16 protein-coding genes are annotated in these 14,808 nt (G+C 61.4%); 14 read left to right on the top strand and 2 right to left on the bottom strand.

The features are described from left to right. Positions 1–87: 87 nt before the first annotated feature. The 9 genes from MKS11_RS02940 (at position 88) to MKS11_RS02900 (ending at position 7,665) form a co-directional block, all read left to right on the top strand. Positions 88–402, top strand: a complete 315-nt coding sequence (locus tag MKS11_RS02940) for a PTS sugar transporter subunit IIB (RefSeq protein WP_002914979.1) — start codon at positions 88–90, stop codon at positions 400–402. A gap of 9 nt (positions 403–411) precedes the next feature. Further along, on the top strand, positions 412–1,734 hold the full coding sequence (locus MKS11_RS02935) for a PTS cellobiose transporter subunit IIC (protein WP_017899156.1): 1,323 nt from the start codon (positions 412–414) through the stop codon (positions 1,732–1,734). 23 nt (positions 1,735–1,757) lie between these two features. Beyond that, positions 1,758–2,072: a PTS lactose/cellobiose transporter subunit IIA gene (locus tag MKS11_RS02930; RefSeq protein WP_002914983.1), complete on the top strand. Its 315-nt coding sequence runs from the start codon at positions 1,758–1,760 to the stop codon at positions 2,070–2,072. A 50-nt stretch (positions 2,073–2,122) separates the two neighbouring features. Then, entirely contained in the window at positions 2,123–3,037 is a 915-nt protein-coding gene (locus MKS11_RS02925) for an ROK family protein (protein WP_023318996.1), read from the top strand. A gap of 56 nt (positions 3,038–3,093) precedes the next feature. Beyond that, positions 3,094–4,056, top strand: a complete 963-nt coding sequence (locus MKS11_RS02920; protein ID WP_004205633.1) for a LacI family DNA-binding transcriptional regulator — start codon at positions 3,094–3,096, stop codon at positions 4,054–4,056. A 180-nt stretch (positions 4,057–4,236) separates the two neighbouring features. Then, on the top strand, positions 4,237–5,154 hold the full coding sequence (locus MKS11_RS02915; RefSeq protein WP_087770876.1) for a metal ABC transporter substrate-binding protein: 918 nt from the start codon (positions 4,237–4,239) through the stop codon (positions 5,152–5,154). Beyond that, positions 5,151–5,972: a manganese/iron ABC transporter ATP-binding protein gene (locus tag MKS11_RS02910; RefSeq protein WP_023318999.1), complete on the top strand. Its 822-nt coding sequence runs from the start codon at positions 5,151–5,153 to the stop codon at positions 5,970–5,972. The genes MKS11_RS02915 and MKS11_RS02910 overlap by 4 nt, the downstream gene beginning before the upstream one ends. After that, the gene (sitC, locus tag MKS11_RS02905) at positions 5,969–6,817 is read left to right on the top strand and encodes an iron/manganese ABC transporter permease subunit SitC (RefSeq protein ID WP_048325503.1); all 849 of its coding nucleotides are present in this window, start codon (positions 5,969–5,971) and stop codon (positions 6,815–6,817) included. Before MKS11_RS02910 ends, sitC begins: the two co-directional genes overlap by 4 nt. Next, positions 6,811–7,665, top strand: coding sequence for a metal ABC transporter permease (locus tag MKS11_RS02900; protein ID WP_023319001.1), 855 nt, complete (start codon positions 6,811–6,813; stop codon positions 7,663–7,665). The genes sitC and MKS11_RS02900 overlap by 7 nt, the downstream gene beginning before the upstream one ends. A gap of 69 nt (positions 7,666–7,734) precedes the next feature. On the opposite strand, the gene MKS11_RS02895 is transcribed toward MKS11_RS02900, so the two are convergent. After that, on the bottom strand, positions 7,735–8,076 hold the full coding sequence (locus MKS11_RS02895; RefSeq protein WP_074377604.1) for a nitrous oxide-stimulated promoter family protein: 342 nt from the start codon (positions 8,074–8,076) through the stop codon (positions 7,735–7,737). A gap of 77 nt (positions 8,077–8,153) precedes the next feature. Next, positions 8,154–8,447 carry a SelT/SelW/SelH family protein gene (locus MKS11_RS02890; protein ID WP_004205627.1) on the bottom strand — a complete coding sequence of 98 codons (294 nt, stop codon included), beginning with the start codon at positions 8,445–8,447 and terminating at the stop codon, positions 8,154–8,156. 215 nt (positions 8,448–8,662) lie between these two features. On the opposite strand from MKS11_RS02890, the gene MKS11_RS02885 reads away from it, so the two are divergent. The 5 genes from MKS11_RS02885 to MKS11_RS02865 all read left to right on the top strand — a co-directional run bounded on the left by MKS11_RS02885 (position 8,663) and on the right by MKS11_RS02865 (position 14,710). Beyond that, positions 8,663–11,026, top strand: a complete 2,364-nt coding sequence (locus MKS11_RS02885; RefSeq protein WP_017899164.1) for a TonB-dependent receptor domain-containing protein — start codon at positions 8,663–8,665, stop codon at positions 11,024–11,026. Between the two features lie 70 nt (positions 11,027–11,096). Then, entirely contained in the window at positions 11,097–12,128 is a 1,032-nt protein-coding gene (locus tag MKS11_RS02880) for a hemin-degrading factor (RefSeq protein WP_087770878.1), read from the top strand. Then, entirely contained in the window at positions 12,125–12,943 is an 819-nt protein-coding gene (locus MKS11_RS02875; protein WP_023319005.1) for a hemin ABC transporter substrate-binding protein, read from the top strand. The genes MKS11_RS02880 and MKS11_RS02875 overlap by 4 nt, the downstream gene beginning before the upstream one ends. Beyond that, the gene (locus MKS11_RS02870) at positions 12,943–13,938 is read left to right on the top strand and encodes an iron ABC transporter permease (RefSeq protein WP_048295460.1); all 996 of its coding nucleotides are present in this window, start codon (positions 12,943–12,945) and stop codon (positions 13,936–13,938) included. The genes MKS11_RS02875 and MKS11_RS02870 overlap by 1 nt, the downstream gene beginning before the upstream one ends. Beyond that, positions 13,931–14,710 carry a heme ABC transporter ATP-binding protein gene (locus MKS11_RS02865; protein WP_284109366.1) on the top strand — a complete coding sequence of 260 codons (780 nt, stop codon included), beginning with the start codon at positions 13,931–13,933 and terminating at the stop codon, positions 14,708–14,710. The genes MKS11_RS02870 and MKS11_RS02865 overlap by 8 nt, the downstream gene beginning before the upstream one ends. The last annotated feature ends 98 nt before the right edge of the window (positions 14,711–14,808 follow it).

Below are 14,808 nucleotides of genomic sequence, written 5' to 3'. Positions count from 1 at the left end.
AAATAAATCCATAAATGGAAAGCGCTTTCCGTAATGCATCCATTTTGACTATAGTCCGCACATCCAACCTCATCAGGAGCGGTACTTATGAAAAAAATTATGTTGTGTTGTTCGGCAGGCATGTCCACCAGCCTGCTGATGAAAAAAATGATTGCGGAAGCCGAACAGCGGGGCCTGCCGGTAGAGATCAACGCCTATGGCGTAGCGGAGTTCGCCGAACAGGTTGGCCATTATCAGGTGGTGCTGCTGGGGCCGCAGGTGAAATACATGCAGCAGGATTTGCAAAAGCAGGCGGATAAATACGGTATCCGCGTCGAACCCATCAATATGATGGACTACGGCATGCAAAAAGGCGCCGCAGTCCTTGATTTCGCCCTTTCCCTCATCGAAAACAAGAACTAAGGAAAGATCATGAGCTCTCTGTACGCTAAATTGATCGATGTGATCGAACGGCAGATCACGCCTATGGCGGGAGCGATCGGCCAGCAAAAATACGTTACCTCCATCCGCGACGGTTTTATTACCGCCCTGCCCTTTATGATCGTCGGCTCGTTTTTGCTGGTGTTTATCTTCCCGCCGTTTTCTCCGGATACGACGTGGGGCTTTGCCCGCGCCTGGCTGCAATTTTCGCTCGATCATCGCGAGGCGCTGATGCTGCCGTTCAACTTCAGCATGGGGGTGATGACCCTGTTTATCACCGTCGGGATCGCCGCCAGCCTCGCCAAGCACCATCACCTGGACTCATTGACCGCCGGGATGCTGTCGCTGATGTCGTTTCTGCTGGTCGCCGCGCCGCTGAAAGATGGCCAGATCTCTACTGCCTACTTCTCCGGCCAGGGGATCTTTACCGCCATTCTGGTGGCTATCTATTCCACCGAGCTGTACGCCTTCCTCAAGCGACATAACATCACCATTCGCCTGCCGCCGGAAGTGCCTGCCGGGGTAGCGCGCTCGTTCGAGATCCTGATCCCGGTGCTGGCGATCATCCTGACGCTACATCCGTTGAACCTGTTTATCGAGGCCCAGCTGGGGATGATCATTCCGGAAGCGATCATGTCGCTGGTGAAACCGCTGGTCGCAGCTTCCGATACGCTGCCGGCGATCCTGCTGTCAGTGCTGGTCTGTCAGGTACTGTGGTTCGCCGGGATCCACGGCGCGCTGATCGTCACCGGGATCATGAACCCGTTCTGGATGGCCAACCTGTCGGTCAATCAGGCGGCGATGGCCGCTGGCACCGCTATCCCGCACATCTATGTCCAGGGCTTCTGGGATCACTATCTGCTGATCGGCGGCGTCGGCTCAACCCTGCCGCTGGCGCTGATGCTGCTGCGCAGCAAGGCCGTGCATCTGCGGACGATTGGCCGGATGGGCGTGGTGCCGGGCGTATTTAACATCAACGAACCGATTCTGTTCGGCGCGCCGATCATCATGAACCCGCTGTTCTTCCTGCCGTTCGTGCTGGTGCCGATGGTCAACGCGACCCTGGCGTACTTTGCGCTGAAGCTGGACCTGGTCAGCCGCGTAGTGTCGATGACGCCGTGGACGACGCCGGCCCCTATCGGCGCCTCGTGGGCGGCGAACTGGAGCTTTAGCCCGGTGATCCTGTGCCTTATTTGTATGGCCACCGCCATGGTGATGTACCTGCCATTTCTCAAAGCTTACGAAAAACAGCTGCTGGCCCAGGAGCGTGAAAACGCCGTCGACCAGGCTGACAACGCGGCGCAAACCGCTTAACGCTAACGATTCAGAGGATAATCATGGAATTAGAAGAACAGGTGATGGGGATCATCATCAACGCCGGCCAGTCCCGTAGCCTGTGCTACGAAGCGCTGCACGCCGCTAAAGCGGGTGATTTCGCCACCGCCGACGCCAAAATGCAGGAAGCGGCGCACTATTCCCGCGAAGCTCACCTTGTGCAGACCCAGCTTATCGAAGCTGACGAAGGCGAGGGAAAAACCAAAATGACGCTGGTGATGGTCCATGCTCAGGATCACCTGATGACCTCCATTCTGGCGAAAGAGCTGATTGCCGAACTGATTGCGATTTACCGCGCGCAACCGCTTCACGCCTAGCGCCTTGCCCGGCCAGACGTGCTGGCCGGGTCTGATTCCCCGAGGTCACTATGTTACATCTTGGAATAGATATTGGCGGCACCAAAATGGAGGCCGTACTGCTGGATCCCGCAGGCGAATGCGTCCAGCGCCTGCGTCGGCCAACCCACAAAGAGAGCTATGACGCCTTTATGCGTCAACTGCTGACCCTGATTGCCGATATGCGCGCGGTCAGCCCGCAGCCGTTCACTCTGGGGATCGGCCTTCCCGGGGCTATCGATCCGCAAAGCGGACGCATTAAAAACTGCAACTGCCTGGTGCTCAACGGCCACGATCTGCGCCGGGATATCATGCAGCAGCTTGGCCAACCCGTGTGGATGGCAAACGATGCCGACTGCTTCACCCTTTCCGAGGCGGTCGATGGCGCCGGCGCCGGCGCCACCACCGTCTTCGGGGTGATTATCGGTACCGGCTGCGGCGGCGGGATCGCCGTTCATCAACAGCTGCTCAGCGGCCCCAACGCTATCGCCGGAGAGTGGGGACATAATCCGCTGCCGGGCTATACTCCTGAGCGCGATGGCCCGCCGCAGCCCTGCTACTGCGGCAAAACGAACTGCATCGAAAGCTTTGTTTCCGGCACCGGCTTCGCCCGCCGCTACGGGGAACAAGCGCGTGCGGAAGCCATTGTCGCCGCAGCGCAAAACGGCGATCCGCGCGCGCTGGCCCACTGGCGTCATTTTATCGACGCCTTTGCCCGCAGCCTGGCGTCAGTGATCAACATTCTCGACCCGCAGGTGATTGTGCTGGGCGGCGGTTTGTCCAACGTCAGCCAGATCTATCGCGATCTGCCTGCCGCCATCGTGCCGTGGATCTTCTCCGACAGCTGCCGCACGCAGATCAAACCGGCCCGCTTCGGCGACGCCAGCGGCGTGCGCGGCGCGGCCTGGCTGCCCCGGTTGCCCGGCGCCGCGGACGGGCCTCGGTAGACACTTTTTTCAGCAGGTATGTTAAGCTAGGCGAAAATGTCCAGACAGAAAAAGCCATGCCAACGATTGATGATGTTTCAAGATTAGCGAATGTCTCAAGAGCGACGGTTTCCCGCGTGCTGACCGGCACCCGGGGCGTGCGCGAAGAGAGCCGGGAAGCTGTGCTGCGGGCCGTTGAAGAACTCAACTATCGCCCGAGCTTTGCCGCGCAAAACCTCGCCAGTCAGACATCCAGCCACGTTGGCCTGGTGATTTCCGCGCAGGACGAGAGCCACGGCGCGCGTCTGTTGCCGCTCCTCTCGCAGGCGCTGAAAGGGCTGAATAAAAGCCTGCTGGTCCAGTACGTCAGCGACCCGGTAGAGCAGGCGGCGGCGATCGACGATCTGCAGCGCCAGTGCGTGGCGGTGGTGGTGCTGGGCGCCGTTGCCGCCGACGCGCCGCGCAACGTTATCGCCTTTGACCGCTTCGGCGTCGCTGGAAGCAACAGCCAGGGCTATGACTTCGCCTTCGCCACCGAAAGCGCCTGCCGCTATGTGATTGGCAAGGGACACCGCAACATCGCCCTGCTGGTGGACAGCGATAGCGACGATGCCAGCCGCCAGATGCTGGAAGGCTACCGCAACGTCCTGCAGAACTACTCCATTCCTTTTAACCGCCAGCTGGTGCTGACGGCCAACGATGATGTCGAGCAGGCGCTGCTGACCTTAATTAACAGCTTCAGTAAATACTCAGTCATTATCGTTAAACGCGACCGCTACGCGGCTGAAGCAATGCGCCTGCTGCGCGAATTCACCATCGCCGTCCCGCAGGAGGTCTCCCTGCTGAGCCTTGAGGATTCCCCCCTCGCCTCGCTGCTCTATCCGCCGCTGACCTGCATCTCATGGCCACTGGAGGCGCTGCTGGATAACTGTATTCAGCGTATTCGCAGCCTGATAGACGACCGGCCAACGTTCACCGCCGAGGGCCGCTCGCTGGCCGGCCGCCTGATCCCGCGCCAGTCGGTCGCCGATATCTCTTGATCTCCGCCCGGTTCGCGCCGGGCCAACCTTGCCTCCCCCTTTCTCGCGCTTTCGTTTCCCGGCTCATTATTATCCCCGCACGCAAATAAGAATTATTTTCATTTATAAATAGCTTGTGCTATATAACATAGCAATTGCTATAAACGCTGAGAAATTAACCACACCATTGCGAGGGATCCTATGCTGCATCTGACACCGCTGAAATCATTGCTGCTGGCCAGCGCGCTGGCCCTGCTGGCCGCGGCGCCGGCCTCGGCGCAGGAGAAATTCAGGGTTATCACCACCTTCACGGTTATCGCCGATATGGCGCAGAACGTGGCCGGCGATGCCGCCGTCGTCAGCTCCATCACCAAACCGGGCGCGGAGATCCACGACTACCAGCCCACCCCCGGCGATATCAAACGCGCGCAGGGGGCGCAGCTGATCCTCAGCAATGGTCTCAATCTCGAACGGTGGTTTGCCCGCTTTTATCAGCACTTGCAGGGCGTCCCGGAGGTGGTGGTCAGCGAGGGGATCCAGCCGATGGGCATCAGCGCGGGCCCCTATAGCGGGAAGCCCAATCCCCATGCCTGGATGTCGGCAGATAACGCCCTGATCTATGTCGATAATATTCGCGACGCGCTGGTGAAATACGATCCGCCTCACGCCGACACCTATCGCCGCAACGCCGAGGCCTACAAAGAGAAGATCCGCCAGACGATGGCGCCACTGCAGGCCAGACTGGCGCAGCTGCCGGAGGATAAGCGCTGGCTGGTCACCAGCGAGGGAGCCTTCTCCTATCTGGCCCGCGACTATGGCCTGCGCGAACTGTATCTGTGGCCGATTAACGCCGACCAGCAGGGTACCCCGCAACAGGTGCGCAAGGTTATCGACACCATGAAGAGAGAACAGATCCCGACCATCTTCAGCGAAAGCACCATCTCCGATAAACCGGCGCGTCAGGTGGCGCGCGAAGCCGGCGCCCACTACGGCGGCTTGCTGTATGTCGATTCCCTGAGCGCCGCCGACGGCCCGGTGCCGACCTGGCTCGACCTGCTGCGCGTCACCACCGAAACCATCGTCAACGGTATCCAGGACGGGATGAGGAAACAGCCATGAATACAGCGCAAGCGGGTCTGTATGTCGACCAGCTCACCGTTACCTGGCGCAACGGCCACACCGCCCTGCGCGACGCCTCGTTCAGCGTACCACGCGGCGCCATTGCCGCGCTGGTGGGGGTTAACGGCTCGGGTAAATCCACGCTGTTTAAAGCGCTGATGGGCTTTGTGCGCATCGGTCACGGCGAGATCGCCATACTCGGCCAGCCGGTCAATCGCGCGCTGCGCCAGAATCTGGTCGCCTATGTCCCGCAGTCGGAAGAGGTGGACTGGTCCTTCCCGGTGCTGGTGGAGGATGTGGTGATGATGGGCCGCTACGGCCATATGGGCTGGCTGCGGCGGGCAAAGCCGCGCGATCGCGAAATCGTCGATGCCGCGCTGGCCCGCGTGGGCATGAGCGAGTACCGCCATCGGCAAATTGGCGAGCTCTCCGGTGGGCAGAAAAAGCGCGTCTTCCTTGCCCGCGCCATCGCTCAGCAGGGTCAGGTGATCCTGCTGGATGAGCCTTTTACCGGCGTCGATGTGCAGACCGAAGCGCGGATCATCAGCCTGCTGCGCGAGCTACGCGATGAGGGCTGCACCATGCTGGTCTCCACCCATAACCTCGGGTCCGTAAGTGAGTTTTGCGATTATACGGTGATGGTAAAAGGCACCGTGCTGGCCAGCGGCCCGACAGAAACCACCTTCACCGCCGAGAATCTGGAGCGGGCTTTCAGCGGCGTGCTGCGCCACGTCGCCCTCACCGGCGCGGAAGCGCAGATTATCACCGATGACGAGCGGCCGTTTATCAGCCGGCGCGCGGCGGGAGGACCACGATGAGCTGGCTGCTGGAGCCGTTTGGCTATCACTATATGCTCAATGCGATGTGGGTATCGGCGCTGGTGGGCGGCGTCTGCGCCTTTCTCTCCTGCTACCTGATGCTCAAAGGCTGGTCGCTGATTGGCGACGCCCTTTCCCACTCGATTGTGCCCGGCGTCGCCGGGGCCTATATGCTCGGCCTGCCGTTTGCCCTCGGCGCGTTTCTCTCCGGCGGCCTGGCGGCGGGCAGTATGCTATTTTTGCAGCAGCGATCGCGGCTAAAAGAGGATGCGATTATCGGCCTGATCTTCTCCTCCTTCTTCGGTATCGGACTGTTTATGGTGTCGCTGAACCCGACGTCGGTGAATATCCAGACCATTATCCTCGGCAATATTCTGGCCATCGCCCCGGAGGATATTATCCAGCTGGCGGCGATCGGCTTTATCTCGATGGCGATCCTGCTGCTGAAGTGGAAAGATCTGATGGTGACCTTCTTCGATGAAAACCACGCTCGCTCGATTGGTCTGAACACCCGCGGCCTGAAGCTGCTGTTCTTTACCCTGCTGGCGGCCTGCACCGTAGCGGCGCTGCAGACCGTCGGCGCCTTTCTGGTCATCTGCCTGGTGGTCACTCCCGGGGCCACCGCCTGGCTGTTAACCGACCGCTTCCCGCGCCTGCTGGCCATCGCCGTCGTCATCGGCAGCCTGACCAGCTTCTTCGGCGCCTGGCTCAGCTACTATCTCGACGGCGCCACCGGCGGCATTATCGTGGTGGCGCAAACGCTGCTGTTCCTCATCACCTTTATCTTTGCGCCGAAGCATGGCCTGCTGGCCAACCGCCGCCGCGCCAGGGAGGCTGCATGCTGAATCTGTTCCTGGCTCCGTTTCAGTTTCCATTTATGGTCAACGCGATAACGGTATCGATGGTCGTCGCCGTGCCCTGCGCGCTGCTGTCGGTCTTTCTGGTGCTTAAAGGCTGGGCGCTGATGGGCGACGCCATGAGCCACGCGGTATTTCCCGGCGTGGTGCTGGCCTACATTATCGGCATCCCCTTCGCCATCGGCGCGTTTATCGCCGGGCTGCTGTGTGCCGTAACGACCGGTTTTCTTGACGATAACAGCCGCCTCAAACGCGATACCATTATGGGAATTGTCTTCTCCGGCATGTTTGGCGCCGGGCTGGTGCTGTATGTAGCGATCCAGTCCGACGTCCATCTCGACCATATTCTGTTCGGCGACATGCTGGGGATCTCCCTCAGCGATATTGGACAAACGGCGGCTATCGCGCTGGTGATTGCGCTGATTATCGGGCTGAAATGGCGGGATTTTTTGCTGCACGCCTTCGATCCGACGCAGGCCAAAGCCAGCGGCCTGCGCGGGGGGCTGCTGCACTACGGCCTGCTGTGCATGATCGCCCTGACCATCGTCGCGACGCTGCAGTCGGTAGGGATTATTCTGTCGATTTCGCTGCTGATTGCCCCCGGGGCGATCGCGCTCCTGCTGGTACGGCGCTTTATCCACGCCCTGCTGCTGGCGGTGGCAGTGGCGGTCTGCTGCTCGGCGGGAGGGGTGTGGCTGGCGTTTTATCTCGATAGCGCGCCGGCGCCGACTATCGTGGTGCTGTTCACCGCGCTGTTTGTGGTCGCCTTTGTGGCAAGCACGATCCGGGATAGCCGGAAACAGAAAACTTCAGCAACCATCCCCGGCGGCGGCTAACGCCTTACCGGGGCTACAAAAAACGCGAGTTGTCCGCCGGCTGCGCGCCGCGCAGGCCGGGGAAGGCCGCTATTTTTTCGGTCGGTATTTTTCCGGCAGCGGCGGCACCGGCCGCCTGTCATCCAGCAGATGGCGAAGGGTCAGGATCGGGTGACGCCAGAGCATTCGCGGCCCGGCCCAGCGCATAATCTGCTTCATCTCTTCGCGCTTCGCCGGCTGGTAGCAATGCACCGGACACTGCTTGCAGGCCGGTTTATTGTTGCCAAACACGCACTTATCAAGGCGCTTATCGGCGTAGGCGTTCAGCGCCTGATAGTGTTCGGCGTCGTCGCGGGCCTCCGGACAGCGGCGCTGATAAAGCCCAATCATCCGACAGATCGTCTGCTTTTCACGTTCGATGCGTTTGCCCACCGTCAATTTCCCTCCCCACAAAAAGATGCATCAATAATACACCTTTTAAGCCGGCCACGCAGCCGCTTTCCTAACGATCAGGTCGGGTTAGCGGGTTTATCAACATGCCCCAATGCTTTTTCCGGGAAGCAGACATCGCGCACCCGGCGTTTCAGCTCTGCCGCATCCGGAAAGCCGCCATCCTGCTTGCGCTCCCAGATCTGCTGGCCGTCGATATCGATAGTGAAGATCCCGCCGGTGCCCGGCACCAGCGTCACCGAGGCGATATCGGTGCTGAAGGTGTGTAACAGCTCCTGCGCCATCCAGCTGGCGCGCAGCATCCAGTTGCACTGGGAACAATAGGTGATGGTGATAGCCGCTTTTGAATTCATCGTCATCTCGCTCAGGCTGAAAGGGCACAGTGTAAACAATGTGCAGTTTAAATGAGGAATACATCAATATTTTGTTGCAAACGATAATACCTATCATTACCATTCGCAATCAACAAATGGAGTTAGACCCTATCCGCAACGGAAAAGACGGAGCAACCTGCAACTCTGGAAGTAACGCGTGAGCCGATACTAATAACGATCAAGGCGTGGCGACTATGTACAAATCGACTCCGTCAGCAGCAGGGTGTAAAAAACGCCTGCTGGTGACCTCTTTGCTTGCAGCAATTTATCAAACTTCTGCCGTCGCAGCAGGCACTTCCGCCATCGGCGGCGAGGCGGTGGATGACACCTCGGAACAAATGACCGTCACCGCTCCCGCGCCGGCGCAAAAAGCCGGTAACGAGCACAGCATCAGCGCCCGGGAGCTGGAGGATAAAGGCGCTAACGATTTCGGCTCAATCATGCGCTATGAGCCGCTCATCAGCGCCACCGGAGCCAGCGGCGGCTCCGGCAACGGCAAAAGCGGCTTCGACCGCGGAGGCTACACCGGCTACAACATTCGCGGTATGGAGAGCAACCGCGTAGGCATCGACGTGGACGGTATCGCCCAGCCCAACGCCACCGGCCGCGGCTACGTCGGTCGCGCCGGGCTCAACACCTTCGGCATCGGCCGCGATTATATCGACCCGTATATGTACGGCAGCGTGGATATCCAGTCCGGCGCCACCTCGACGGAAACGGCCAACAGCGCCATCGGGGGGAATGTCTCCTTCCGCCCGAAATCGGCGGATGATTACCTGCGCCCGGGCAAAACCAGCGCCTTCGGCTATCGCAGCGGCTACGACTCCGCGGATCGCAGCTGGCACAACGGGGTGACCGTCGCCGGCGGCGATGAGTTCCTGCGCGGCATTTTGGTCTACAGCCGCCGCGATGGTCAGGAAACCGAAAATAACAGCGGCACCGTCGATGCCTACCCGGCGAACTGGCACTCCGATGCCTTTCTGGCCTCCGGGATCTGGCAGCCCAACGACGAGCACAAGCTAACCAGCACCTTCGACTATTACCATAAAACCAACCACACCCACTACGATACCTGGGACTCCAGCGGCAACAGCACCATCGGCACCGCCAACCAGACCAGCCAGACCCGGCGCTGGGGTCTGAGCCTGAAGGATGACTGGACGCCGATGAATGACTACCTCGACAGCGTCTCCAGTAAAATCTATTACCAGCATACCGAAGCCCATGACTGGACGTATATGCCGGACAGCGTCACCCGCAGAATGCAGACGGTGAACTCCAACTACGACACCGACACCTGGGGCCTGCAGACCGCACTGGCGAAAACCCTGGGCCGCCACGATCTGAGCGCCGGCTTTAACGCCAGCACCAGCAAAACCCAGCGGCCGTTCAGCCAGTCGCCAATCCCCAGCGTTTACAGCGAGATCATGCAGCCGGAGGCGGATAGCCGCAGCTACACCCTCGGCGGTTTTGTTCAGGATAAGATCAACTTCGATCTCGATAGCCACAATTTCGCCATTATTCCCGGCGTGCGTGTGGTACATCAATCGACGAAGCCGGAAAATCTGTCCGACCTCGCCGCCAACAGCAGCGCGCTGACCGAATCGTCAGTGGCCAGGCTGTATGGTAAAAACAGCGATACCCAGGTTCTGCCGTCGTTGACCTTCCAGTACGACCTCACCCCGCGTCTGATGACCTACCTGCAGTACCAGCGCGGGGCGCAGTTCCCCAACGCCAGCCAGCTGTATGGCTCCTGGAACCTTGGCTCCAGCTACGCCGGCAGCCAGCAGTATGCCCTGATCGGCAATACCGATCTGAAGACGGAAACCAGCGATAATCTTGAGTGGGGACTGAAGGGGGAAGTTACCGAAGGCATCACTCTGCGCACGGCGCTGTTCTACAACAGCTATAAGAACTTTATCGCCTATACCCGCTATACCCGGGCGAATAATCCGGGCCAGTTCACCAACGTGCCGTCGAATATCTACACCATTTATCAGGCGGAAAACCGCGATAAAGCCTATATCTACGGCGGTGAAATCAGCACTAAATTTAACTTTGGCACCTGGTATGAGCAGGTGGACGGCCTGAGCGCCACCCTCGCCCTCGGCTATAGCGAAGGGAAATCGAAATCCAGCTACAGCGGCGATAAATACGTCGACCTCGACAGCGTAGCGCCGATGAAAGCCATCGTCGGCGTGGCGTGGGACGATCCGGCGAAACGCTACGGCACCGCCCTGACGGCGACCTTCGTCAAAGGGAAACAGGCGACCGCCACCAATCGCGAAAGCTACAGCAACAGCGGATCCGCCATCACCGATGCCAGCAGCGACTATATGCGCGTGCCGGGCTACGGCATGCTGGACTGGACCGCGTACTGGCAGGTAGCGAAAAACGTGCGCCTCAATGGCGGGGTCTACAACCTCACCGATCGTAAATACTGGGATTACCTGAGCAGCCGCAATATCGAGACCGGCACCAACCAGGACGCCAACGATAAAGCGCTGGCGGTGATGCCGGGCCGCACCTGGCAGCTCGGAGTCAACGTCGACTTCTGATTGCCCGAATAACCACTCACCTGCCCCGGCCCACCGGCCGGGGATATTGATCATCGAGAAGGATATAATTATGCCCAATGCCCACCCCGATTTGTGGCAGCGCTACCAGGCCACCAAAGCGGCCAGCGCCGCGAAATATGCCCGCGATATCGCCGCGGAAATGGGGATCAGCGAAGCCGAACTGACCGCCGCCCGCCTCGGCCACGATACCGTACGCCTGAGCGATGACGCCCGGGCGCTGATTGCCGCCCTGGAGCGCGTCGGTGAAACCAAATGCATCTGCCGCAACGAGTATGCCGTGCATGAGCAGGTCGGCCAGTTCACGCACCAGCACCTCAGCGGCCACGCCGGGCTGGTACTCAACCCGCGCGCGCTCGACCTGCGTCTGTTCCTCAGCCAGTGGGCCAGCGCCTTCCATCTGAACGATAACGGTCGCCAGAGCATTCAGTTTTTCGACCACCACGGTGACGCCCTGCTGAAAGTCTATGCGACCACGCAGACCGACATGGCGGCCTGGGACACCCTGATCGCGGAGTATCGGGTGGCGGCCCCGGCACCGCTGACCCTGCGCCCGCTGGAGCCGGTGAAATATGCCGAGAGCGCCGATGGAGCCGCGCTGGAGAACGACTGGCGCGCGATGACCGACGTACACCAGTTCTTCGGTCTGCTGCGTAAATATCAGTTTTCCCGCCAGCAGGCCTTCCGTCTGGTGAGCGACGACCTCGCCTGCCGCGTTGATCGCCATGCGCTGCCAGCGTTACTGGAGACGGTGCGCCAGGAGGGCAATGAAATCATGATCTTCGTCGGCAATCGCGGCTGCGTGCAGATTTTCACCGGCGCCCTGGAAAAGCTGGCGCCGATGCGCGGCTGGCTGAATATCTTCAATCCCACCTTTACCCTCCATCTGCGCGAAGAGAGCATCGATGAAGTGTGGGTGACCCGTAAGCCGACCTCAGACGGACACGTCACCAGCGTCGAGCTGTTCGCCAAAGACGGCACCCAGATTGCCCAGCTCTATGGCCAGCGCAGCGAGGGCCACCCCGAGCAGGCGCAATGGCGCCAGCAGGTGGATCGTCTGACCCGCGAAGGACTGCCCGCATGATGCGCTGGTTACTGCTTCTCATCGCCTTCCCGCTGCTGAGCCACGCCGCTGTGGAGCGGCTCGTCACCCTCGGCGGAGATGTCACTGAGATCGTCTATGCCCTTGGCGCGCAACAGAGCCTGGTCGCCCGGGACAGCACCAGCAGCTGGCCCCCGGCGGCGCAAAAACTGCCGGATGTCGGCTACCTGCGGCAGCTGAACGCTGAGGGGATCCTCGCATTACGTCCGCAGCTGGTGTTAGCGAGCGCCCAGGCGCAGCCCTCGCTGGTCTTACAAAAGGTGCAGGCGAGCGGCGTGAAGGTGGTTAACGTGCCTGGCGGCGAAAACCTGGCCGCGATCGATAAAAAAGTGGCCGTCATTGCCGAAGCATTAGGCAAAACCCCGGCAGGCGACGCGCTGCGCCAGCAGCTTCAGCAGCAGATCGCCGCCATTCCAACGCAGCCGATTGCCAGGCGGGTGCTGTTTATTCTCAGCCACGGCGGAATGAATACCCTGGTGGCCGGGCAACACACCGCGGCCGATGGCGCCATTCGCGCCGCCGGTCTGCAGAACGCGATGCAGGGCTTCGACCACTATCGGGCGATGTCGCAGGAGGGAGTGGCCGCCAGCCAGGCGGATCTGGTGGTGATCTCCGCCGATGGTCTCAAAGGGATGGGCGGCGAAGCCGGGCTGTGGAGCCTGCCCGGCCTGGCGCAGACCCCGGCGGGTCGCCATAAACAGCTGCTGACGATCGACGACATGGCCCTGCTCGGCTTTGGGCCGCGCACCCCGCAGGCAATTATCGCGCTGCGTGAAAAAGCGGAGCAACTGCCCTGATGCGCCCTGCCCTCGCCCGCCGTTTGCTGATGATGACGCTACTGCTGGTTTCGCTGACGCTGTTCGCCACCACCCTTGGCGCGATGCGTTTGCCGCTGGCCAGCCTGCTGCCCGCCGGGGATGAGATGCTGCGCCACATCTGGCTGACCATCCGTCTGCCGCGGGTGCTGCTGGCCCTGCTGGTAGGCGCGGCGCTGGCCCTCTCCGGCTGCGTGATGCAGGGGCTGTTTCGCAACCCGCTTGCCGACCCGGGCCTGCTGGGCATCAGCAGCGGCGCCGCGCTGGCGGTGGCCTGCTGGCTGGTGCTCCCGCTTTCCGCATCGGGGCTGATCGCCCTGTATATGCCGATGCTGGCGGCGTTTATTGGTAGCCTGGCAGTGATGGTAGTGATTTTTATCCTCAGCCGGGCGGAGGAGGGTTCGCTGTCGCGCCTGCTGCTGGTAGGGATCGCCATCAACGCGCTGTGCGGGGCGCTGGTCGGCGTGCTGGCCTGGCTGAGCAACGACGCCCAGCTGCGCCAGCTGTCGCTGTGGGGCATGGGCAGCCTGGGCCAGGCCGAGTGGCCGACCCTGCTGGTGGCTACGACCCTGATCATCCCGGCGGCGCTGGCGGTGTGGTGGATGGCATCCCACCTGAATCTGCTGCAGCTCGGCGATGAAGAGGCGCACTATCTCGGGGTCAACGTGCGGGCGCTGCAGCGCTGGCTGCTGCTGTGCAGCGCGGTGCTGGTGGCCGCGGCGGTGGCCATCAGCGGAGTCATCGGCTTTATCGGCCTGGTGGTGCCGCACCTGATGCGCCTGTGGCTGGGGCCGGATCATCGCGGGCTGATCCCCGGCTCGCTGCTGGCCGGCGCCATCCTGCTTCTGCTGGCCGATACCCTGGCCCGCACCGTAGCGGCGCCAGCGGAGATGCCGGTCGGTCTGCTCACCAGCCTGCTGGGCGCCCCCTGGTTTCTGTGGCTGGTCTTTCGCCGGGAGAATCTCAAACATGGCTAATGAATACTGCGCGCAGGGACTGGCGCTTCGCCTCGGCCAGCGGCAGATTATCGACAACGTCTCCGTCGCGCTGCGCGGCGGCGAGATGACGGCGCTTATCGGGCCGAACGGCGCAGGCAAATCCACGCTGCTGCGGCTGCTTACCGGGTACCTGACTCCGGATAGCGGCACTCGCCATCTGGCGGGCACGCCGCTGGAGGAATGGTCACCCGAGGCGCTGGCGCGCCGGCGGGCGGTCATGCTTCAGCGCACGGCCCTGCAGGCTGAATGGACGGTGGAAACGGTCATCGCCATGGGGCGCTCGCCGTGGGGTCCGACCGCGGACCCGGCGGTGCTGGCGGCGGTAATGGCCGTCACCGGCTGCGATGACCTTGCCGGCCGCCGCTATCCCGGCCTCTCCGGCGGCGAGCAGCAGCGGGTACAGCTCGCCCGCTGTCTGGCGCAGCTGTGGCGCGACGGCGCGCCGCAGGGCTGGCTGTTTCTTGATGAACCCACCTCGGCGCTGGACCTTTACTATCAACAGTATCTGCTGCGCTTGCTCAAACGGCTCACCGCCGGCGGGCAACTGCACGTGTGCGTGGTGCTGCATGACCTTAACCTCGCCGCCCTGTGGGCCGACCGCATCCTGCTGCTTCACCAGGGCCATCTGGTCGCCCAGGGCACGCCGCAGGAGGTGATCCAGCAGCCGGTTATCCATCGCTGGTACGGGGCGGATGTCCGCCTCGGCCAGCATTCGGACAACGCGGCCCCCCAGGTCTATCTGGCGCCGTAACCCCCGCGCGGCGCAACTGGAATCCGGATCGCGCCGCGCGCGTTCGGTATTACACCGCAAAAGCTGATGAGCATTATACTTTCATATCTATCAGCGTT

Origin of the sequence: Klebsiella sp. K5-45 (assembly GCF_030128605.1) — a bacterium.
GTDB classification, from domain to species: domain Bacteria; phylum Pseudomonadota; class Gammaproteobacteria; order Enterobacterales; family Enterobacteriaceae; genus Klebsiella; species Klebsiella quasipneumoniae.
Note: the sequence above shows the minus strand (reverse complement) of the source record. Positions and strands in the feature narration are given on the sequence as shown.

Excerpts from the sequence above, each read along its gene's own strand:
- MKS11_RS02940 (WP_002914979.1), top strand. The coding sequence starts at position 88 with ATGAAAAAAATTATGTTGTGTTGTTCGGCAGGCATGTCCACCAGCCTG.
- MKS11_RS02935 (WP_017899156.1), top strand. The coding sequence starts at position 412 with ATGAGCTCTCTGTACGCTAAATTGATCGATGTGATCGAACGGCAGATC.
- MKS11_RS02930 (WP_002914983.1), top strand. The coding sequence starts at position 1,758 with ATGGAATTAGAAGAACAGGTGATGGGGATCATCATCAACGCCGGCCAG.
- MKS11_RS02925 (WP_023318996.1), top strand. The coding sequence starts at position 2,123 with ATGTTACATCTTGGAATAGATATTGGCGGCACCAAAATGGAGGCCGTA.
- MKS11_RS02920 (WP_004205633.1), top strand. The coding sequence starts at position 3,094 with ATGCCAACGATTGATGATGTTTCAAGATTAGCGAATGTCTCAAGAGCG.
- MKS11_RS02915 (WP_087770876.1), top strand. The coding sequence starts at position 4,237 with ATGCTGCATCTGACACCGCTGAAATCATTGCTGCTGGCCAGCGCGCTG.
- MKS11_RS02910 (WP_023318999.1), top strand. The coding sequence starts at position 5,151 with ATGAATACAGCGCAAGCGGGTCTGTATGTCGACCAGCTCACCGTTACC.
- sitC (WP_048325503.1), top strand. The coding sequence starts at position 5,969 with ATGAGCTGGCTGCTGGAGCCGTTTGGCTATCACTATATGCTCAATGCG.
- MKS11_RS02900 (WP_023319001.1), top strand. The coding sequence starts at position 6,811 with ATGCTGAATCTGTTCCTGGCTCCGTTTCAGTTTCCATTTATGGTCAAC.
- MKS11_RS02890 (WP_004205627.1), bottom strand. The coding sequence starts at position 8,447 with ATGAATTCAAAAGCGGCTATCACCATCACCTATTGTTCCCAGTGCAAC.
- MKS11_RS02885 (WP_017899164.1), top strand. The coding sequence starts at position 8,663 with ATGTACAAATCGACTCCGTCAGCAGCAGGGTGTAAAAAACGCCTGCTG.
- MKS11_RS02880 (WP_087770878.1), top strand. The coding sequence starts at position 11,097 with ATGCCCAATGCCCACCCCGATTTGTGGCAGCGCTACCAGGCCACCAAA.
- MKS11_RS02875 (WP_023319005.1), top strand. The coding sequence starts at position 12,125 with ATGATGCGCTGGTTACTGCTTCTCATCGCCTTCCCGCTGCTGAGCCAC.
- MKS11_RS02870 (WP_048295460.1), top strand. The coding sequence starts at position 12,943 with ATGCGCCCTGCCCTCGCCCGCCGTTTGCTGATGATGACGCTACTGCTG.
- MKS11_RS02865 (WP_284109366.1), top strand. The coding sequence starts at position 13,931 with ATGGCTAATGAATACTGCGCGCAGGGACTGGCGCTTCGCCTCGGCCAG.